The organism is Pseudomonas uvaldensis, from assembly GCF_021271205.1.
In the GTDB taxonomy this organism is placed as follows: Bacteria; Pseudomonadota; Gammaproteobacteria; order Pseudomonadales; family Pseudomonadaceae; genus Aquipseudomonas; species Aquipseudomonas uvaldensis.
In genome coordinates this window covers 196,452-215,389 of record NZ_JAIWKS010000009.1, presented here as the reverse complement: position 1 = coordinate 215,389, position 18,938 = coordinate 196,452, and the positions used below count along the sequence as shown (strand labels likewise).

Below are 18,938 nucleotides of genomic sequence, written 5' to 3'. Positions count from 1 at the left end.
TGGGCTTTTGCAGGTTAACACCGCGACTTCCGACAAAAAGACGGTGCAATATATGGAAACAGATCCACCGGAGCGTGACGGCAGCCACAGGCGCAGCGTCCGGATATCGGTGGGTTTGCAAAAGGTCGCACAGGCCACCACCAGCGCCCGCAGAGGTGCACCTCCTTAATTGCTGCCTTGACCGTGAGAACGTTATGGAACCCGGAAACGCCCAACTGTCGATGACGGTGTTGATGACCCCCGATATGGCCAATTTTTCTGGCAATGTCCATGGTGGCACGCTGCTCAAGTACCTCGACGAAGTCGCTTATGCCTGCGCCAGCCGCTACGCCGGACGCTACGTGGTGACCTTGTCTGTGGATCAGGTGATTTTTCGCGAGCCGATTCATGTCGGCGAATTGGTGACCTTCCTGGCGTCGGTGAACTACACCGGTAACACATCGATGGAAGTGGGCATCAAGGTCGTGACTGAAAACATCCGCGAGCGCTCGGTCCGCCATACCAATAGCTGTTTCTTCACCATGGTAGCGGTGGATGACCAGCGCAAACCCGCTGCCGTACCGCCCTTGCAGCCACAGAACAGCGAAGCCAAGCGCCGCTACAAACAAGCCCAGCAGCGTCGCCAGATTCGTCAGGAACTGGAGAAGCGTTATCAGGAGATCAAAGAGGACGGGGTCAGCTGATGTCCGGGAGCGGTGTGATCAGAGGCTGATGGGCACTGCCTCGAACCGCACCCGTGGATGAGCGATCCGATCCTGGGCACGTACCAGTTGCAGTTCATAACTGGCGCAAGCCTGGGTCTCCAGCAGTACTTCATGCACCGCCGCCGCAGTGAATTCCAGCGCCGCCACCAAGCCGTCGCCCAGCAGTATCCGCGCCAGGAACAGACCTGACGTCAGGTCGCCCACCCCCACCGGTTGACGCGGAAATGCCAGCAATGGCCGGCGCAGATGCCAGTTGCCTTCGGCGGTCACCAGCAACATTTCGAAGCTGTCCTCGGACTTGCCGGGATAAACCAGGTGCTTGACCAGCACAGCTTTCGGACCGCGCGCCAACAACGCACGCGCCATACCCAGGCAGTCCAGCAACGACTGCGCCTTTCGACCCGAGAAACTGTCCAGCTCCAGTTGGTTCGGGCACAGGATGTCCGCCACCGCAGCGGCCTCTTCCAGCAGGAATTCGCTCACTTCGGGCGCCACGATGCAGCCCTTCTCCGGGTGCCCCATGACCGGGTCGCACAAGTAGATCGCCTTGGGATTGGCGGTTTTGATGCGGGACACTCCCGTCAGGATCGCCCGCCCTTGAGCCGCGCTTGCGAGGTAACCGGAGAGCACCGCATCGCAATTGCCTAATTCACCGATAGCCGCGATACCGTCGATCAAGGCCGGTATCTGGTGGGGCGCATGAACGTCCCCGGCCCATTGGCCATACTGGGTGTGATTGGAAAACTGCACGGTATTGAGCGGCCATGCGTTGACCCCGATCCGCTGCATGGGAAACACGGCGGCGCTGTTGCCGGCGTGGCCGAATACCACGTGAGACTGGATGGCAAGCAGATGAGGCGTACGTTTCATGGGGAATGTTTCCGTAAAACGATTGAAATTCAAGCCGCGCAGTATGCGACTAAACACAGCCTGTACGACAGACCGGCGACACAGTTAAGCTGATAGCAACTTGTTGGAGCACTTCGTTCATGCTGACTCTTGGAAATATCTTCGTGCTGATGCTGCTGGCTACCGGTGGCGCCTGGTTGTGGCACAACCACGGTTTGCGCGAACGGGCACTGGCGAGGGTCATGCAGCATTGCGCCAATCTCAAAATCGAACTGCTGGACGGCAACGTTGCGCTGAAGAAAATCGGATTCGTGAAGGATGCCAGCGGGCGAAGGCGCCTGGCGCGAATCTACAATTTCGAATTCACCGTCACCGGCGAATCGCGCCATTCGGGCACCATCACCCAGTTCGGAGCCCACAGCGCGCAGATCGAATTGGCGCCGTACCCCATGCCGTTCGAAGAATCGCCACAGACACTGGCCGAACCGGTCCAGGCCAAGCACCGGGCCGAAGTCATCGAATTAAGCCAGTGGCGACAGGAACACAACAAGTGGAAGCCTTGAATCAGGAATGATTCATGGCCGTCGGCAGTTCGCCAGACCACTGTGCAGGATGGTCACATCTTGCGGCTCGCTGAAAATCAATTCGAGCCGGGAGTCCTGCCGCCACTCGCTGCTTTGCCATTGCGGCGCTTCGCCTTCCAGGGCGTTGGTTGATACCCAACCGTCGGCACTGTGAATGATCAACTTGGCCCGTCGCCAGCTTGCGCCCTCCAACCATCGGGTCAATGCCTGCTTGTCGAAACGCTGGCTCGGATGCCACCGCCAGCCAATGCTCCAGCCTCCTTCCTGCTGGCCATGCAGGCAGATCGGCAACGTTGGATCGCTCCAGATTGCCGGGAGCTGACCCACGTCCGTTGGCACATCCAAGTTGTCCACAGCCCCGCTTCCCCAGGCGGACACCCCCGGCAATTGGTCGATGGGCAACGCAGCCTGCTGCGTCCAATACGATGGAATCGTCGGTAGCTGCTTGATGAGGCGTGCACGTTCGTCGTCGGTGAGGCTTTCAGATTTGTTCAGCACCAGCAGTCCGGCAGTGGCGAGCGCTTGTCGTTGTGCCTCAGCCAAAGGTCTGCCGTCTGCCATCGCCCGGGCGTCCAGCACCAGCACGCATGGCTGTACCGCCAGCACCCCGAGCCAGGGTGCTTGCTGCAATTGCCGCATCAGTTGCGCCGGATGACCAAGGCCTGAAGGTTCGATGAACAGGCGGTCCGGCTGCGCCTTGCGCAATAAACGACCGAGGCCGATCTGAAACGGCGCACCGTTGACGCAGCATAAACAGCCTCCGGCAACTTCCCCCAGTGCGATACCATCGGCCGCCTGGGTCAGTAGCGCGGCATCCAGTCCGATCTGACCAAACTCGTTGATCAGCACCGCCCAGCGCTCCTCAGCGGGGCGCTGGGCGAGCAATTGCCTGATCAGGCTGGTCTTGCCAGCCCCCAATGGCCCTGCAACGACATGGGTGGGAATGTTCTGCAACATGATCGACAGCTTCGATGGAGGTGAAAATGCGGATGATTGTCTGGTTATTACTGGCACTGACTTCGAACCAAGTACTGGCCCAGGCTTGTGTGGTCCATAGCCAGGCGGAACGGCTCGACGTCAAGGTATGCCAGCAGAACCGTAGTATTCCGCCAAAGCTCTTCGCCGACGGATTCTGCCAGCCAAGCCTTGCCGGACAGAAAGTCGATGTGCAATACGTCGATCAATGTCCCGGCGGCGCGTTCGGCGTCTGCAGCAACGCCCAGGTCACCAATATGCCCTACCGCCAGGATATTCACTATTACGGCGTGGCCGGTGATGCGGCGTACCTCCAACCGTTCTGTGAAGGAAAGAACCAAGGGACCTGGCTCAAACCCTAGTGGCCTGTATGATTAATTCGAGTACTCGAATTAGCCACACAGGCCACTAGGCCAGCCAGTCCAGTGTCAGAATCAATCGGCGCTCCCCTGGAGCCGGCTCCGGCGAACGATGAATCAGGCCGAAGCCCTCATTGCCCTGCCACTTCTCACCTTTGAGCAAGGCTACGTCACCACTGCGAAACTGTTGGATCAACCGCGGATCGCGGGGCTCCGCCTCCGGGCGGGCGAGGCACTGGCGGACCATGGCGTCCTCCGCCAGCCACTGACTGCCGGGGCCGGCATAAGTAGTGACGAGCCGCACCGGTACGTGGTCGACGTGAAAGCGCGGGCACATGGCCTTGTCCAGGATTCGCAGGCGCAGACCGACACGCTGGGCACCCAGCAAGCAGGCAAACGCACCGACCAGCCAAGTGACGTCGGCCACGAACCCTTCGTAGCCGTGCAGATCATTGAAACCGACAGCCAAACCGTTCAGCTCCGGCTGGGAGTCCTCCTCCGGCAGATCAAGTACCCATGATTCCGCCAGTGACTGATCCATGGAAAGCATGATCGCGGCAAAGTCGCTGATATGCAGCGGAAGTTGACGCTGCCAGACCGCCAGATTGACGCCATCATCCAAAATTTGCGTCAGGACTCCAGGGGTATCGCCCTGGACCTGGCGAACCTGTGCGCGTTTCAAGCAGAGGCCCGACATCACGCTGCAGCCTCGTCATGCCAGGCACCGAATGGATCTGGCAGCAGTCGCCAACCCTCGATTCCCAAGGCCATTTCCTCGTCAGTGAGCAGGCAGGCATCCAAGGCTGCGGTGAGGCGGTCGAAGTCAATGCCTTGACCGATGAAGACCAACTCCTGGCGGCAGTCACCCATCTCAGGGAGCCAGTTCTTCATGATGGCGGCAATGCTTTCCTCGTCCCGTGGCCACTGGCTTTTTGGAGCAAATCGCCACCAACGCCCGGCATACCCATGACGCAACAGACCTCCGGCCTGGGACCAGCTGGCCGCCTCTTCCGGCCTACTGGCCAGCCAGAAGAAGCCTTTGGAGCGCAGGAGTTTGCCGTTGGTCCATGGACGGTCGATCAGGCTGAAAAAACGCTGCGGATGAAATGGGCGGCGTGCCAGGTAGGCTGTCGAGGCAATACCGTATTCTTCGGTTTCAGGGACGTGCTCGCCTCGCAATTGTTGTAGCCATCCAGGTGCCTGGGCTGCACGTTCAAAATCGAAACGACGAGTGTCGAGGATCTCTTCCAGCGGCACCTGCCCCATAACCATGGGAAGAATCCGTGCCTGAGGGTTCAGACGGGTCAAAATCGCGATCAGCTCTTCCCGCTCATGGCGACCGATCAGGTCGATCTTGCTGATCAGGATCACGTCGGCGAACTCAACCTGATCAATCAGCAAGTCCGTAATCGAGCGCTCATCTTCTTCGCCAAGGGTTTCACCTCGCGTCGCCAGACTCTCTGCTGCCTGATAATCGGGCAAAAAGTTCACGCCATCGACCACGGTCACCATTGTGTCGAGGCGAGCGACGTCAGCCAGACTACGGCCCTCTTCGTCACGAAACGTAAACGTTTCTGCTACGGGCAGGGGTTCGGAAATGCCGGTGGACTCGATCAGCAGATAATCGAAGCGCCCATCCCTGGCAAGCTGCCCAACTTCAGCCAGCAGATCTTCGCGCAGCGTGCAACAGATACAGCCATTGCTCATCTCCACCAGCTTTTCTTCAGCACGGCTCAGGCTGACGTCGCGCTGGACCTCGCTGCCATCGATGTTGATCTCGCTCATATCGTTGACGATCACAGCGACACGCAGCTTCTCGCGATTGCGCAGGACGTAGTTGAGCAAGGTGCTTTTACCGGCACCGAGAAATCCGGACAGTACTGTAACGGGAAGGCGATTGGGCATTAGGTATATCCTCATCGGGCGGCCGCTGCTGACGCTGTATCAGCGTTGCAGCGACTCGTTGTGCATGCTGCGTGACATCACAAAACAACGTTATAGTATAACGATATTGTTCATATTAGCTTGAAATGCCCCTCTTGAGAATTTCTCTATGCGCCATTTCGTCAGAGCTCTACTCCCCTGCGCCGCGCTGATACTTTTCTCATCCTTTGCGGCGGGCCAAGACAAAGCCTTATTGGCAGACTGCACACGTAGCGCGAATTTGCTGGCGTGCGTTGACAGGCAAGGCAACGCCTACAGCGTTATGACGGCTGGAAACACTGTCTATATTCGCGGCTTTGAAGCGGAAGGACGTCGCTATTGGGCGCAAACTACCAGCCGCTATGGACAGTTGACCTTTTTTACCGGGCTGGCATCCGATGGCGAGACCTGGATTGGCTATAGCAGACGTGTCGGCTGGACGACGCTTAACCGCTTTTCCAGTTCAGGTGGCAGTGCCGGTAAATTCGTCTGCGGACGGGTTAGCGGCTGCCAAGCCGCCGAGTGATGTTTCACGTGGAACAGACAAATAAAAATCTCTTCATGAAAGTCTGGCAGGATTTGATGTTACATTATAACATCAAATCCGATTCCACGATGGACCACACTCATGAATGCGTTAACGCTGCCGCTGCCGGACGTTGCCGCGCAGACTTCCCGCCAAGCTCTGCCTCTCGATTGGGTGGGCATGCATGGCGTTGCAGTACCGGTATTGATCCAAGGTCAACAACTGAGCGCGACGGCCGATGCAGGTGTCAGCCTGGACGACAGTCAGGCCCGCGGCATTCACATGTCACGTTTGTATCTTGCGCTGGAGATGCTAGAGACAGAGACACTCTCACCGCCCTTGCTGCGGCGTATCTTGCAGCAATTTCTAGACAGTCATGAAGGCCTCTCTCAATCCGCTGCGCTGACCATTCGTACCGAATGGCTACTGAGAAGACCGGCCCTTGTAAGCCCACTGAGCGGCTGGAAACGCTATCCAGTCAGCATCAGCGCCCACCTAAAGAATCAAATGTTCCACGTGGAACTCAGTGTCGACGTTTCCTACTCCTCCACTTGCCCCTGTTCGGCTGCACTCGCCCGTCAGCTTATTCAGCAGCAGTTTGTTAACGACTTCGCCAATAAGGCCCTTGAGCACGAAGACGTACGTGCATGGCTGGGCTCTGCCAAAGGCGTTGTGGCGACGCCCCATAGCCAGCGCAGCACGGCCACACTGAACGTACGTCTGGCTAAGGGCGTCGCTGAACTGCCGTTGCTGTTTCTCATCGATGAAGCCGAAGCTGCACTCGGTACCGCTGTGCAAACTGCAGTCAAGCGTGCCGACGAACAGGCATTCGCCCTCGCAAATGGCCAGAACCTGATGTTTTGTGAAGATGCTGCCAGGCGACTCAGCCTGGCCTTGCGACGGTCAGATGATATCGTCGGGCTGGACGTTCGCGTTGTTCATGCCGAGAGCCTTCATGCCCATGATGCTGTCGCTGAAAGTCGGTGGGGGCGGGATCCATCATGATCAGCTGCCAAGCCTTGTGCTGGGGACCTCCGGGAAGACCGCTCACGCCTGCGCTGCATCTGGAATGTTCTGCCGGCAGCCTGACGGCGATTGTGGGTGCCAATGGTTCGGGCAAAAGCAGCCTGCTGAAAGTGATCGCAGGGTTGCAAAAACCTCTGTCCGGCAAAGTCCGACTGAAGGTTCCTCACCGCGGTGGGGTTTCGTTCCTGCCACAGCAGCAACATTTGGATCGACAGTTCCCCATCAACCTGCAAGAGCTGGTGGCAGCCGGAGCCTGGGGGCGTCGAGACGCGCCTGTCCTGCGAAGCCAGAGACTCAAAACCGTGCTGGATGAATGGGCGCTGTGCGGCCTGGAACATCGACCGCTGATGGCGCTGTCAGGAGGCGAACTGCAACGCGCCCTGCTCGCGCGTCTGAGTTTGACGGAGGCTCCGCTATTACTGCTCGACGAACCCCATGCTGCCCTCGATGAACAAGGCCAGGCACTGTTGTGGAAACACATCCACGATTGGCATACCGAGGGGCGAACGCTCGTGGTGGTTTGCCATGACTTGGCTGCGGTGCGCCAGCACATTCCTCTCACGCTGGTGATCAAACAGTCGGGCTGTACTTTGGGTCGTAGCCGCGAATTGATCGCTCAGCAACCCTGCACAAGGGTGGCGTGATGCAGGCAGCCCTTCACTTCTGGCAACCTTTCCAGGAGTTCATGTTCATGCGGCGCGCCCTGCTCGGCGGCTTGGTTCTGGCATGCAGCACCGCTCCTTTAGGCGTGTTTCTGATCCTGCGCCGCATGAGCCTGATCGGAGACGCCGTGGCTCACGGCATACTGCCCGGTGCTGCTCTGGGATTCTGGTTCGCCGGTCTGAGTCTGCCCGCCTTGACCGTGGGAGGGCTCGGCGCGGGTCTGGGCATGGCCGGATTGGCTGCCTGGATCACCCGCCGCACCGGTCTGCGGGAGGATGCAAGCCTTGCGGCGATCTATCCTATCTCCCTGGCAGCCGGCGTGCTGATCCTTGGGGTGGCGGGCAAGCGCCTTGATCTGCTGCACCTGCTGTTTGGTTCAGCCCTGGCGGTCGATGAATCAACACTGACGGGCATGCTCTGGGTCTCGGCGATTAGCCTGGGGACCCTGGCATTGATCTACCGCCCCTTGGTGCTCGACACGCTGGACCCGCTGTTCTTGCAAACCGTCAGCCGGCTAGGCCCGTTGGCCCATGGCGTATTCCTGACGCTGGTAGTCCTGGATCTGGTGATCGGATTCCAGGCCATTGGCGCACTGATGGTTGTGGGCCTGATGATGCTCCCGGCAGCGGCTTCACGATTCTGGAGTCGTCGCCTACCGGTGCTGATGCTGATCGCAGCGCTCCTGGGCTGCCTCTCGGTAGGGATCGGCCTGTTGCTGTCCTTCAACTTTTCGCTGCCCAGCGGACCGGCCATCGTGCTGGTGTCGGGCGCGCTCTACTTGTTATCCGTGGTACTCGGTCCGGTGCATGGCTTATTGCGCCGTCCGCCTTTGCTCACATCCCCATGAGGTATGCCCCGATGCGCGTTCTGCTCGTGCTGTTCAGTCTGCTGCTGTCCTTGTCATCGTCCGCCGCCGAAAAGCTACAGGTAGTCACGAGTTTCAGCATCCTCGCCGATATGACCCGGCAGGTCGGCGGCGAGCATGTCCAGATCATCAATATGGTAGGGCCGGACGCCGATGCGCATACTTACGAACCCACGCCCGATGATGCCAAGGCGCTACTGGGTGCAAAATTGATCATCAAGAACGGACTGGGCTTTGAGCCTTGGCTGGATCGCCTGGTCGCCAGTACCGAAACCGGTGCGCCGGTGATCAGTGCCAGTCGTGGAGTGATTCCGCGCTCGCTGGAGGAAGACGGCGAGACGGTGCCCGATCCCCACGCCTGGCACAATCTGGCCAACGCTGAGCTCTATGTGCGTAACATCAGCAAGGCACTGGAAGCCGCCGACCCGACAAACAAATCGGATTACGAGCGCAACAGTCAGGCCTATCTGAAAAAGATCTACGCCTTGCTTGCCGACGCAAAGGCCCGGTTCGGGTCGCTGCCACCAGGCAATCGCAAGATCGTGACCTCCCATGATGCGTTCGGTTACTTGGGCCAAGCCTATGGCATCGAGTTCATGGCGCCCCAAGGGCTGTCCACCGAGCGTGAACCATCAGCCGCCGAGGTCGCAGCGCTGATCACCCAGATTCGCCAGGCAAAGGTCAAAGCCGTGTTCTTGGAAAACATCAAGGATGCGCGCCTGCTCAAGCAGATAGCCAACGAAAGCGGCGCGCGGATCGGCGGCACACTGTACTCCGATGCCCTCGCTGGCAGCGGGCCGGCCAGCACTTTTATCGGACTGTTCGAATACAACCTGAAGACCCTGTACGACGCGTTGGGACAGCCTTGAGCCAACGCTTCGAGGTCCGGCGAGGTGAAGCACCTCGCCGCCTGTTAACGGTCACCCCCTTGGCTTGACCGTTCCGCAATCCTGTCCCAACCAGACGGCTCGGGTATCCAGGCTACCGTTCTGCTGGACTCCGGTGGCGTTGAACGTGCCGTTGACCTTGGTAGTGAACTCACGATCGCTCTGGAATATTGCGATACCGTTACCCTGGGCTCTCGGACAACTGAAGCGAAACTTCCACTGATTACCGGTGCGCTCGGTGATCTGCTGTTTGCATCCCGACTGCGGGTCTTGCAAAGGGATGTCATTGGTCTGGACTTGCTCAGGCGTCAGGCATACCCGAATCCCTTTCCCGCCCATGGTAATGCCTTGTTTTTCCAGCATCGCCCGTTGCTCCGGGGTCATCTGGTTCTGCAGCTGCCCAAGAATAAGTTGCAGGTCCGGCAGGTTCTGGTTATCGACTTTCATATTGCTCGTCGTCAGTTCCCACAAACCTGGCTGAAGCATCTGCGCCTGAGCTGCCATAGGAACAGACAAGCCAACCGCCAAGGCCAAACCCAGCAGACGAACATTCATTGCAAGAACTCCAGAGGACAAGTGGCCGTTAGACGTCGTCCGTCGGCTTCGGTTCAAGCTTGGCACCGCTGAATTAATCAGCGACATTCCTGCTGGAACATGGTCTGTTAAGCAATTGGAATTCAGGAGCAAGGCAACCCGATGGACTATTTTGGCCCGCATGTTTTCGGTTACCTGATCGCGCTGCTTCACACACTGGGTTCCATCGCTGCGCTTCATGCAGTGCTGACGGTGCGAACCGCCCAAGGCTCTATTGCATGGGCCCTGTCACTGGTATTTATCCCGTACCTGACACTGATCCCCTATTTGATTTTCGGTCGCAGTACCTTCGACGGATACATCCAGGCGCGCCGACAAGCCAACGAAGAGATGCGCAAGGCCGTCTCCGAGCTTAACTGGCGTCCATGGGTCGAAGAGGCGCTGGCCGCACGGGCCTCCCAGGCGTACGCCTCATTACGCGCCATGCCCAAATTGGGACGTACCCCTTGCCTGGCAAACAATCAGGTACGCTTGCTCGTGAACGGTCATGCCACCTTCGAGGCCATCTTTCAGGCCATCGATAATGCTCGGGAAGCCGTGCTGGTTCAGTTCTTCATCGTCCATGACGATCACCTGGGCCAGCGACTGCAATCTTTGCTAATGAAGAAGGCCGCTGAAGGCGTAGCGGTTTATCTGCTTTATGACCGTATCGGCAGCCATTCCCTGCCCCATCGCTATGTCCAGGCCCTGCGCGACGGCGGTGTTCACGTCAAAGCCTTCGCGACCCGCAGCGGCTGGCTCAACCGGTTCCAGGTCAACTTTCGTAACCATCGCAAGATCGTGGTTGTGGACGGCGTCCTGGGATTCGTCGGCGGCCATAACGTGGGCGATGAATATCTGGGAGAAATGCCGCCCCTCGCCCCATGGCGGGACACCCATGTCCAGGTCAGCGGTCCAGTGGTGGCAAGCATGCAAGAGTCGTTTGCCGAAGATTGGTTCTGGGTGGCTCGTTCACTGCCGCCTTTGATACTGCCCGACGTCTATCCAGAGGACGGTGTGCTCTGCCAGTTACTCGCCAGTGGGCCGGCCGATACCTGTGAGACCTGCTCCCTTTTTTTTGTCGAAGCGATCCATGCGGCGAGCGAACGGGTCTGGATTACAACGCCGTACTTCATTCCTGACGAAGCGGTGTTCGCTGCGTTACGCCTGGCAGTGTTGCGCGGTGTGGACGTGCGCATCCTGTTGCCGTCCAGGCCCGACCACAAGATCGTCTACGCCGCCTCCAGCCTCTATGCGTTTGAAGCTGTTCGGGCTGGCGTCCGGATGTTCCGCTATGAGCCGGGCTTCCTGCACCAGAAAGTGGTATTGATCGATAGTGAGATCAGCGCCATCGGCAGCGCGAACCTGGACAATCGTTCGTTCCGGTTGAATTTCGAGGTGATGCTGTTAACGGTGGATATTCCGTTCGCCGCTCAAGTCGAGCAGATGCTTGAGACGGACTTCGCCCAGGCTCATGAAATCGCCAAACAGGAAAGCCGGGAAACCCATCGCCTGCAAAAAATCGGCATGCGGGTCGCCCGGCTCATTTCCCCGATACTGTAGAACGCGTCCGATCAAGGGTGGTAGATGTCATCGCGCGTCCAAGGCAAGTCATGACTGCCGTCCGCATGAGCTTTCACCGCCAGGATCTGGTGCAGATTGATCCAGCCCTTGGCGAACGCATAGGCGCATCCGGCGAGGTACAGACGCCAGATTCGCAGGGCCTGCTCCGGCACTTCCTTCGAAGCGGCCTCCAGATTGTCTTCCAGCCGCTCGCTCCAGTGATCCAGCGTGCGTGCGTAATGCAGACGCAAACTTTCCACGTCGACAATTTCCAGGCCCGCTTCGCTGATATGGGCAGAGATCATCGCCAAGTGGGGCAGCTCGCCATTGGGGAAGACGTATTTCTCTATGAATTCACCTGCACCGCGACCGACCGGACGTCCATCGGTGTGCTTGGCCGTGATGCCATGGTTCATCACCAGCCCACCCTCGCGGACGGCGCCGAACAGTGTCTTGCAATACTGCTCCAGGTTCGCGTGGCCAACATGCTCGAACATGCCGACGCTGACTACCTTGTCGAACCGGCCATCCTGGGGGAGATCCCGGTAATCGAGCAACTGCAATTCCACCTGGCCTTCCAGACCCTCGGCCTTGACCCTCTCCCGGGCCAGCTCCAATTGCGCCTTGCTCAGGGTGATGCCAAAGACTCGGGCACCGAACTCACGCGCCGCATAGCGCGCCAAGCCGCCCCACCCACAACCCACATCCAACAGGTAGTCGCCCGGCTGCAGACGCAACTTGCGGCACAGGTGGCGGAATTTTGCCTGCTGGGCCTGTTCAAGGGTTTCGCTACCCGTCTCGAAATAGGCGCAGGAGTAAGCCATGTCGCTGTCGAGCCACAGCTGGTAAAACGCATTGGACAGGTCGTAATGGTAGGAGATGGCCTTGGCGTCGGTTTCCTTGTCGTGAACCGAGCGCACCGGCAGGTTATCGCTGTCTTCGTCCACAAGTGCCTGGCTCAGTTCGTCGCACACCCGGATCACTTCGTTGATCGAGCCCTCAAGCTCGAGCTTGCCCTCCACGAAAGCTGCTCCAAGTGCATCCAGGCTGGGGTGAGTGAATTGCGCGACCATCTGCGGGTCCTTGACCACGATCGTGACACTGGGGTCGGCGCTCAGCGAGAATTCGTGACCATCCCAGAGTCGGAGCCGAAGCGGCAAGTGCAGATTTTGTAAGGCCGGTGGAAGTTGCGCGAGCATGAGATGTCCCCCTTGTTTCAGACGTCTGAAATGAGGGTAGACCATTGTAGAAAAATAGCTGCCTATCGAATATATAGCCTTTTTCTATTACCTCCCGAATCCGCTCCTGCGCCGGGGACTGCCCTGGTGCGCACCCTCTTCCACCCTTGATTGCATGTCGCTCGCGCTGTCTTACTGGCCTGGCTCCGGCGAAATTTTCGATAGAGGCTCATGGAACCGCAGTAAGCGCCCGGCATTACCTAACACTAGCAGAGTACTCAGGTTATGCAGCAACGCCGCGACCATTGCCCCTGCCGCGCCGAGCCAACCAAAGGCCGCGAAGGCGACGATCGCCATAGTCCAGCCCAGGCCGATGATCACATTGACCTGCAGGGTACGGCGACATTGGCGGCTGAGTCGCACGCAGGTACCGAGCCGCCTCAGGTCGCTGCCAATCAGCACCACATCGGCGGACGCCAGAGCAATGTCCGCGCCGCCCGCCCCCATCGCGATCCCGACCACTCCGGCTTTGAGCGCCAGGGAATCGTTGATGCCATCACCCACGACCATGGGACGGAAACCGTGATCGATCTCCGCCATGACCCGTTTGAGTTTGTCTTCCGGCAACGCCTGGGCCTGTACATCGCCAATGCCGACATCCCGCGCCAGGGCATTCGCCACGCTCTCGCGGTCACCGGTCAACAGCAACTGGCGCCCCAGGCCCAGCGCCCGTAGTTCGCTCAAGGCCATTTGCGCTTCCGGCTTGACGCTGTCGGCCAGCAACAACCAGGCGAGGAACTTCCCATCCAGAGCCAGGCCGGCAATCGGGCCATCATGGTTGGGGATTGGCGAGGTCGCGATTCCCAACCGCTCGAACAACTCCGGTCGGCCCAGTGCCGCCTCGCCTTGCGAGGTCATCGCGACTACACCCAAGCCTTGTCGTTCTTGAATCTGTGTCAGCGAAGGCCGTCTCTCCTGTTCCACCAGTCCCGCTAATGCACGGCTGACCGGATGGCTGCTGGCCGAACCAAGGCTGGCAGCCAACGGCAGTAAAAAGGCAGGATCCTCGTCACCTTCGATGGATTTGAGGCGCAAGGCACCGAACGTCAGTGTGCCGGTCTTGTCCACGACGAGTGACGTCAGGTCCGCCAGTTCCTCCAGAAAAGCCGAGCTGCGGATGAGGATGCCATGACGCGCCGCCACCGCTATGCCCGCGATAGCCGTCGCCGGTGCCGACAGTACCAGCGCGCATGGACACGCGGCTACCAGCACTGCCAGCATCGCCTGGGCATCATTGGTAATGAACCAGGTCACCGCAGCCAGCATCAGCACCAGCACCAGATAGCTGCCCGCATAACGTTCCAGCAACCGAGTAATGGGGGGCTTGGAACGTTCCGCGTTCTGCATCAGGGCGATGACCTTGCCCAGCGTCGATTCGTTGCCGGTGCGCGTCACTTCAAGGCGCAGCAACCCATCGAGATTGATCGCGCCGCCAAAGATTTCCGTACCCACCACCGCGTCCAGCGGGACCGACTCACCGGTGATGGGAGCGGTATCAAGGCTCGCCTGACCGGCTACCACACGTCCGTCCGCAGGCACACGGTCCCCCGCCCGAACCTCCACCAGATCGCCCGGCTTGAGCGTCGCGTTATCAACATCGACAATCGAACCGTCCGCCAGCACCTTGCGGCCTTGGCTACGGGTCAATTGGCCAAGGGCGTGAATCGCTTCCTGGGAGCCGATGACACTGCGTTCTTCCAGCACATGGCCAAAGATCATGATGATTGGCAACAGCGAGGCGGTCATGAGATCGCCGGTGGCCCACGCTCCCAGCATGGCCAGGGCGATGAGTTGATCGGTGATTCCATGCAGACTCGGATAGCGCAGGCTGTACCAGGCGGAACGCATCACTGGCATGGCCACCAGCAACGAGGCGACTCCCAGCAGCAACTGGCTGACGCCCGCCTGCTCCGGTGACCATCCCCGCCACACCAGGCCCAACGCGAGCAAGCCCAGGGCGACCATGGCCAGGGTGAGTTGCCGCGCAGCGGTACGTTGCTCGGCGCGAGACAGCATCGGAGCGTCGGCGGTAGGTGGGGTCATTGTTCAGCTCCCTGGATGATCAGACGGGAATCGTCTTCAGGATCGACCGTCGTCACTGAGCCGGCCTGGCGGAGAATGGCTGGCACGCGCTCGCGATACAGGCGCAGCAACATCTGCGGATCGCCGGCCTGGGCCTTTGCCAGACTCAGCACCGTCGCAGTGTCGGCCGAGGCTTTGGCGAGCCGCTCACTGGCTTGGGCATGGGCGACCTGCAAGACCCGATCAGCTTGCTGTCGTGCCGTCTGGGTCAGCTTTTCGGCTTCGGTGCGTGCATTGGCGACTGCCTTATCGGCCTGTTGACTGGCCGTGAGCACCGCATTGAACGCACTCACTGCAGGGCCCGGCAGGCTCGACTGAACGTCGGCCCGCACCACTTCGATCCCCAGCCCCTGCCCCGTGGATGCCAGCTCGGCCAGACGATGGTTGACGCTTTGAACCAGGTCGCCCCGCAGGCGTTCGCGGCGCTCGGCGGCCTGACTGTCATTGCCGATCAGCTCTGGACGAGCCACCAGAATAGTGTCCAGATCCCGAGCGGCGGTTAATGCCAAGGCGCTACGGGTGACCAAACGGTCCAAGGCTGGCAGCACATGCTCACCCTGTAACACGAAGGCATATGGCTCCGTGATCTTGTAGAAAACTCGCACGTCCAGTTGCACCACCCCTGCGTCGCCGGTCAGCAAATAACCCGAACCGGCCAGCGCATCGCTGACCGGCGTGGCGAAGCTGGCAACCCGATCCGCCTGTAGAGCGGCGTCCGAACGCATCAAGGTTTCCACGCGCCTGTCCAGAACCCTATCCGCCGCCGGTAGCAGAACCACCTGTTCCACGGGACGAGGCCAGGCCATCAGGAGCCCGGCGTTCTGAATCCGGTCCAGCGTGCCAAAGTGCAGCACCACAGCACGGTCCTGGGGGGCTATCTGCCGTACATTGGAGAACACCCAGGTCACAGCGGCCAGAGCCGTTACCGCATAAAGCGCCAGAAAAGCCAAGCGTCCCGCCTGAACCCATGGGCTGGACAACTCGTTTGTTCCACGTGGAACGCTATTCATCGTTGTGTTCCACCCTTGGGCTCCACAACAGGCACGCCATCGACCAGCACTTTGAACGGGGCCGCGTCTGTGCGCAGGATCAGCTTGGTGCTGGGACCGACGATGGTTCCCAAGGTGTCCAAGGAGCGCAGCACGTTATAGAGCTGGGGCGAGCCGGCATAGGCCCGGCCATAAATTTTCGCCGCTTCGACCCGGGATTGAGCTTCGATATCGGCCGCCTTCACCGTGGCATCGGCTTGCACGATCCGCGCATCACGTTCGGCTGCGGAGCGAATCTGTGCGGCTTCGCGTTTGCCAATGGCCGTGCGCTCGGTAGCGATGGTTTCACGCTCGGCACGCATGCGGTCCACCGTGGCGGTCAACGTTACTGAAGGCAAGGTCAATCGTTCGATGCCCACTTGCAACACCCGCACGCCATAGGTGGTGAGCAGTTGCTGCTCGATCTGCTGACGCAATTGCGCCTCGAAATCGCCGATCCGCACTTGGTCCGCATCGGTGTTGACCAGGTTCGCCAGATCAAAACTGGCAGCGGTTGTCTCCAGGGCCGAGCCGACAAAGGTGCGAATCTGCCGCGCAGCTTCGTCCGGCTGGTTCTGCACCGCCCGCATGAAACGCTGTACGTTGTCCGGTTCGCTCTGAACCTGCCACGCTACATAGGCCTGTACGATGATGCGTAACCCATCGCGGGTCCCGACGTCTTGCAGACCGCTGGAGGTCGTACGCAGCCGCAGATCCACTGGAATCGCCGCCTCGAACGGCGCCGGCCAACGCCAAGCCAGTCCCGGTTGCAACAACACCCGCGCAGGATCACCAAAACGAGTGATGACGGTAGCTTCCCCCGAGCGCACCTGCACCAGGCTTGCGGCCGCAACCGCAAATGCCACCAGCAGCGCCGCCCAGCCCATCCGCCGCCAAGGGAATGGTCCGGCATGCTGCGGGTTGCCGTGATGGTGATGATGCCCGTGATGATGGCCGGCATGGCCGTGATCGTGATCGTGATCGTGATCGTGATCGTGACCGATATGGTCATGATTACCGTGAGAAGAAGGGCTCAATGGGCAGCTCCTGGCTGGGCAAGATTACGCGGCGAGGCAGGGTCCGCCGGTAGCGTAAAGGTTCGCAGATCAATGGTCGGCGCGTTTGCACGGCCGCCCAGGCGATGGTCAAGGATCAAGAGCCTTGCGTTGCCCAGCCCCTGAATCAATTGGCTGAAGTACTGTTCCAGCACAAACGCGTGGCCTGCGCTGGCATAGGCTTTACGTTCTGCATCGAAGCGCAAATCGCCGGCCTGGGCGGTGGCATTGACTTCATGGGCTTTGGCTTGAGCCTGGTCATATGCCATGGCGGCCTGCAATTGCGCCTGTTGGGTCTGCTCCGCCGCAGCGCCGCGTTCCCGGGCGATCAGCGCCTGGGCGCTGATCTGGGCCGCCTGTACAGCGTGATAAGCATTGGCTGCACCTGCCGGTGGGTGAATCGCTTCCACCACCGTGGCCAGGATTTCCACGCCGCTATCGAGCGCCTGCAAATCCGCTTGAACCGCACGACCGATCTCATCGGCCAGGCTGATACGGTCAGCACCCAGCAAACCGTCCAGCGTGCGCGAGGCAAATTCGTGTACCAAGATCCGGCTGGCCGTACTTCGAATCAGCGCGGGCACGTCGGTGCTATGGTATGTCGCCGCCAGGGCCGCGGCGTCGTCCAGGCCGATGCGGTAGATGAAACGCACATCCATATTGACGATCTGGAAGCTCTGCTGGTCGGCGCGGCGGCTGGCAATCACCTGGGATTTATCGTTCACATGGCTGGCGTCCCATAGCCGGTTGGCAACCTCTGGTGCGGGCCCCTCCGCCGGTTCGGCTTGTACGAGGGTGCGTTCGTTGCCAACGCTGGTAGCCAATTCGTGCACCACCCCATATTCGACATTCAGCACCCGACCCAACGGCCAAGGCAACCCGATATGCAGGCCCGGACCGAAGACCTTCACCGGTTCCCCGAATCGCTCGTAGATACCACGGCCCTGCATCGGTACTTCATGGACGCCGGTCAACAGCCAACCCACCAGCGAGACCAGTACCAGCACCGGAAAAAAGGCGCGACGCATGTAGCTGAAAGCCCAGGCCTGCCGCAGGTCGATGCCGAAACGGCTGTACAACTCACGCTGCAACGCCTGCAAGGGTCGCGGCGGCCAGCGCAGCAGATCGGCGATGACACTGCGAGCCAGCAGGGTTGGCTCCAGCGCGTCCCGGCGTGGACTGAACAACGACAGCAACGCCCTGAGTAGCAACTCCATCGCCACCGCTCCCGGCAACACCCCTGCCAGCACCGCCATGCGAACCGGCCAAAGGGACGTTTGCGTGGCGAACAACAGGCACAGCGCGCATAACACCAGAACAATGATTGCCAGCCGAGCCAGCTGTGCCAGCGGCGGTGCCTCAGGCCACTCAAGGATGGATTGCTGTCCCAACTGGCGTTCGAAAACCAGCAACCCGAACGCCAGCAATAAAGAACATATCGCGCCGATGCTCGCTGAGACACCCAGCGTGGCGGGTGGCAATTCCAGGTTCCAGGCCTGCTCCAGAATCAACAGCACCAGCGCAGCCCAACCGAACAGCCACAACGCGGGCGCACCGATATAACCCAGCAGGCGAACGCAACGGGTGCTGATACCTTCGAGCAACCGTTCATACCAGCCAGGATTTTCCACGGACGGCGGGACAGCGGCCGAGCTATCTGCGACCGGCGACAGGACCCGGGTACGCCACTGCGTCACCCACCAGGCCGATTGCAAGCCCGCCACCAGCACCACCAAGGCCGCGCACTGGCTTGCCAGCAGTGCCGGCCATAACGATTGCGGTGCAAACAGTCCGATAAAAAATGCCAGCACCAGGCCCATGCCTGCCAGCACGCCCAGCACCAAGGCCATACGTTTCAAGCGCCGACCTTGGAACTGCGCTCGCTGGAAGCGCGGTAATCCGTCCGCCCTCCCCCCTTCGTCACCTAAATCGATCTGCATACCACCCCAGCGTTCACGGGATCAAAATCGGGCCTGTGGGCAAAACCATGGCCGCTTCGTTATAGGACGTTACCCTATAACGGTTTCTGTGAAATTTC

Annotated in this window: 19 protein-coding genes; 9 read left to right on the top strand and 10 right to left on the bottom strand. The window is 60.0% G+C overall.

The window, feature by feature from the left end:
* The first annotated feature begins 194 nt into the window (after positions 1–194).
* A complete protein-coding gene (locus tag LCU97_RS20795) occupies positions 195–683 on the top strand; it encodes an acyl-CoA thioesterase (RefSeq protein WP_053149076.1) in 489 nt (162 codons plus the stop codon).
* A gap of 18 nt (positions 684–701) precedes the next feature.
* Here LCU97_RS20795 and pdxY read toward each other — a convergent pair whose 3' ends face one another.
* Positions 702–1,574 carry a pyridoxal kinase PdxY gene (gene pdxY, locus LCU97_RS20790; protein ID WP_232777636.1) on the bottom strand — a complete coding sequence of 291 codons (873 nt, stop codon included), beginning with the start codon at positions 1,572–1,574 and terminating at the stop codon, positions 702–704.
* 119 nt (positions 1,575–1,693) lie between these two features.
* Here pdxY and LCU97_RS20785 point away from each other — a divergent pair, with 119 nt between their 5' ends.
* Positions 1,694–2,116, top strand: a complete 423-nt coding sequence (locus LCU97_RS20785) for a DUF3301 domain-containing protein (RefSeq protein WP_053149081.1) — start codon at positions 1,694–1,696, stop codon at positions 2,114–2,116.
* A 12-nt stretch (positions 2,117–2,128) separates the two neighbouring features.
* Here LCU97_RS20785 and LCU97_RS20780 read toward each other — a convergent pair whose 3' ends face one another.
* Complete coding sequence (locus LCU97_RS20780; protein ID WP_232777635.1) at positions 2,129–3,094, bottom strand: CobW family GTP-binding protein; 966 nt, start codon at positions 3,092–3,094, stop codon at positions 2,129–2,131.
* Positions 3,095–3,120: 26 nt separating this feature from the next.
* Between LCU97_RS20780 and LCU97_RS20775 the strand changes: the two genes are divergently transcribed.
* Entirely contained in the window at positions 3,121–3,474 is a 354-nt protein-coding gene (locus tag LCU97_RS20775; protein WP_053149087.1) for a hypothetical protein, read from the top strand.
* Positions 3,475–3,520: 46 nt separating this feature from the next.
* Here LCU97_RS20775 and LCU97_RS20770 read toward each other — a convergent pair whose 3' ends face one another.
* Together LCU97_RS20770 and zigA are read right to left on the bottom strand one after the other, a co-directional pair.
* Positions 3,521–4,168 carry a DUF1826 domain-containing protein gene (locus tag LCU97_RS20770; protein ID WP_232777634.1) on the bottom strand — a complete coding sequence of 216 codons (648 nt, stop codon included), beginning with the start codon at positions 4,166–4,168 and terminating at the stop codon, positions 3,521–3,523.
* Positions 4,168–5,376, bottom strand: a complete 1,209-nt coding sequence (zigA, locus tag LCU97_RS20765; protein WP_232777633.1) for a zinc metallochaperone GTPase ZigA — start codon at positions 5,374–5,376, stop codon at positions 4,168–4,170. The genes LCU97_RS20770 and zigA overlap by 1 nt, the downstream gene beginning before the upstream one ends.
* A gap of 148 nt (positions 5,377–5,524) precedes the next feature.
* On the opposite strand from zigA, the gene LCU97_RS20760 reads away from it, so the two are divergent.
* The 5 genes from LCU97_RS20760 (at position 5,525) to LCU97_RS20740 (ending at position 9,343) form a co-directional block, all read left to right on the top strand.
* A complete protein-coding gene (locus LCU97_RS20760) occupies positions 5,525–5,920 on the top strand; it encodes a glutamine synthetase (protein ID WP_156315917.1) in 396 nt (131 codons plus the stop codon).
* 102 nt (positions 5,921–6,022) lie between these two features.
* Positions 6,023–6,925 (top strand): GTP cyclohydrolase FolE2, encoded by a 903-nt coding sequence (gene folE2 / locus LCU97_RS20755; RefSeq protein ID WP_232777632.1) that lies wholly within the window; start codon positions 6,023–6,025, stop codon positions 6,923–6,925.
* On the top strand, positions 6,922–7,590 hold the full coding sequence (locus LCU97_RS20750; RefSeq protein ID WP_232777631.1) for a metal ABC transporter ATP-binding protein: 669 nt from the start codon (positions 6,922–6,924) through the stop codon (positions 7,588–7,590). The genes folE2 and LCU97_RS20750 overlap by 4 nt, the downstream gene beginning before the upstream one ends.
* The gene (locus LCU97_RS20745) at positions 7,590–8,456 is read left to right on the top strand and encodes a metal ABC transporter permease (protein WP_232777630.1); all 867 of its coding nucleotides are present in this window, start codon (positions 7,590–7,592) and stop codon (positions 8,454–8,456) included. The genes LCU97_RS20750 and LCU97_RS20745 overlap by 1 nt, the downstream gene beginning before the upstream one ends.
* 11 nt (positions 8,457–8,467) lie before the next feature.
* Entirely contained in the window at positions 8,468–9,343 is an 876-nt protein-coding gene (locus LCU97_RS20740) for a metal ABC transporter substrate-binding protein (RefSeq protein ID WP_232777629.1), read from the top strand.
* Positions 9,344–9,394: 51 nt separating this feature from the next.
* Here LCU97_RS20740 and LCU97_RS20735 read toward each other — a convergent pair whose 3' ends face one another.
* Positions 9,395–9,916: a DUF3617 domain-containing protein gene (locus tag LCU97_RS20735; protein ID WP_232777628.1), complete on the bottom strand. Its 522-nt coding sequence runs from the start codon at positions 9,914–9,916 to the stop codon at positions 9,395–9,397.
* A 141-nt stretch (positions 9,917–10,057) separates the two neighbouring features.
* On the opposite strand from LCU97_RS20735, the gene cls reads away from it, so the two are divergent.
* Entirely contained in the window at positions 10,058–11,497 is a 1,440-nt protein-coding gene (gene cls / locus LCU97_RS20730; protein ID WP_053149111.1) for a cardiolipin synthase, read from the top strand.
* Positions 11,498–11,508: 11 nt separating this feature from the next.
* Here cls and cfaB read toward each other — a convergent pair whose 3' ends face one another.
* The 5 genes from cfaB to LCU97_RS20705 form a co-directional block, all read right to left on the bottom strand.
* A complete protein-coding gene (gene cfaB, locus LCU97_RS20725) occupies positions 11,509–12,696 on the bottom strand; it encodes a C17 cyclopropane fatty acid synthase CfaB (protein WP_053149115.1) in 1,188 nt (395 codons plus the stop codon).
* A 171-nt stretch (positions 12,697–12,867) separates the two neighbouring features.
* The gene (locus tag LCU97_RS20720) at positions 12,868–14,778 is read right to left on the bottom strand and encodes a cation-translocating P-type ATPase (protein WP_232777627.1); all 1,911 of its coding nucleotides are present in this window, start codon (positions 14,776–14,778) and stop codon (positions 12,868–12,870) included.
* Positions 14,775–15,827 (bottom strand): protease modulator HflK, encoded by a 1,053-nt coding sequence (hflK, locus tag LCU97_RS20715; protein WP_232777626.1) that lies wholly within the window; start codon positions 15,825–15,827, stop codon positions 14,775–14,777. Before hflK ends, LCU97_RS20720 begins: the two co-directional genes overlap by 4 nt.
* Positions 15,824–16,882, bottom strand: a complete 1,059-nt coding sequence (hflC, locus tag LCU97_RS20710) for a protease modulator HflC (RefSeq protein ID WP_232777625.1) — start codon at positions 16,880–16,882, stop codon at positions 15,824–15,826. Before hflC ends, hflK begins: the two co-directional genes overlap by 4 nt.
* Positions 16,879–18,840, bottom strand: coding sequence for a protease modulator HflK (locus LCU97_RS20705; RefSeq protein WP_232777624.1), 1,962 nt, complete (start codon positions 18,838–18,840; stop codon positions 16,879–16,881). Before LCU97_RS20705 ends, hflC begins: the two co-directional genes overlap by 4 nt.
* Positions 18,841–18,938 lie beyond the last annotated feature (98 nt).

Excerpts from the sequence above, each read along its gene's own strand:
- LCU97_RS20795 (WP_053149076.1), top strand. The coding sequence starts at position 195 with ATGGAACCCGGAAACGCCCAACTGTCGATGACGGTGTTGATGACCCCC.
- cfaB (WP_053149115.1), bottom strand. The coding sequence starts at position 12,696 with ATGCTCGCGCAACTTCCACCGGCCTTACAAAATCTGCACTTGCCGCTT.
- LCU97_RS20740 (WP_232777629.1), top strand. The coding sequence starts at position 8,468 with ATGCGCGTTCTGCTCGTGCTGTTCAGTCTGCTGCTGTCCTTGTCATCG.
- LCU97_RS20735 (WP_232777628.1), bottom strand. The coding sequence starts at position 9,916 with ATGAATGTTCGTCTGCTGGGTTTGGCCTTGGCGGTTGGCTTGTCTGTT.
- LCU97_RS20745 (WP_232777630.1), top strand. The coding sequence starts at position 7,590 with ATGCAGGCAGCCCTTCACTTCTGGCAACCTTTCCAGGAGTTCATGTTC.
- folE2 (WP_232777632.1), top strand. The coding sequence starts at position 6,023 with ATGAATGCGTTAACGCTGCCGCTGCCGGACGTTGCCGCGCAGACTTCC.
- zigA (WP_232777633.1), bottom strand. The coding sequence starts at position 5,376 with ATGCCCAATCGCCTTCCCGTTACAGTACTGTCCGGATTTCTCGGTGCC.
- LCU97_RS20770 (WP_232777634.1), bottom strand. The coding sequence starts at position 4,168 with ATGTCGGGCCTCTGCTTGAAACGCGCACAGGTTCGCCAGGTCCAGGGC.
- cls (WP_053149111.1), top strand. The coding sequence starts at position 10,058 with ATGGACTATTTTGGCCCGCATGTTTTCGGTTACCTGATCGCGCTGCTT.
- LCU97_RS20720 (WP_232777627.1), bottom strand. The coding sequence starts at position 14,778 with ATGACCCCACCTACCGCCGACGCTCCGATGCTGTCTCGCGCCGAGCAA.
- hflK (WP_232777626.1), bottom strand. The coding sequence starts at position 15,827 with ATGAATAGCGTTCCACGTGGAACAAACGAGTTGTCCAGCCCATGGGTT.
- LCU97_RS20705 (WP_232777624.1), bottom strand. The coding sequence starts at position 18,840 with ATGCAGATCGATTTAGGTGACGAAGGGGGGAGGGCGGACGGATTACCG.
- LCU97_RS20750 (WP_232777631.1), top strand. The coding sequence starts at position 6,922 with ATGATCAGCTGCCAAGCCTTGTGCTGGGGACCTCCGGGAAGACCGCTC.
- LCU97_RS20785 (WP_053149081.1), top strand. The coding sequence starts at position 1,694 with ATGCTGACTCTTGGAAATATCTTCGTGCTGATGCTGCTGGCTACCGGT.
- LCU97_RS20775 (WP_053149087.1), top strand. The coding sequence starts at position 3,121 with ATGCGGATGATTGTCTGGTTATTACTGGCACTGACTTCGAACCAAGTA.
- pdxY (WP_232777636.1), bottom strand. The coding sequence starts at position 1,574 with ATGAAACGTACGCCTCATCTGCTTGCCATCCAGTCTCACGTGGTATTC.
- LCU97_RS20780 (WP_232777635.1), bottom strand. The coding sequence starts at position 3,094 with ATGTTGCAGAACATTCCCACCCATGTCGTTGCAGGGCCATTGGGGGCT.
- LCU97_RS20760 (WP_156315917.1), top strand. The coding sequence starts at position 5,525 with ATGCGCCATTTCGTCAGAGCTCTACTCCCCTGCGCCGCGCTGATACTT.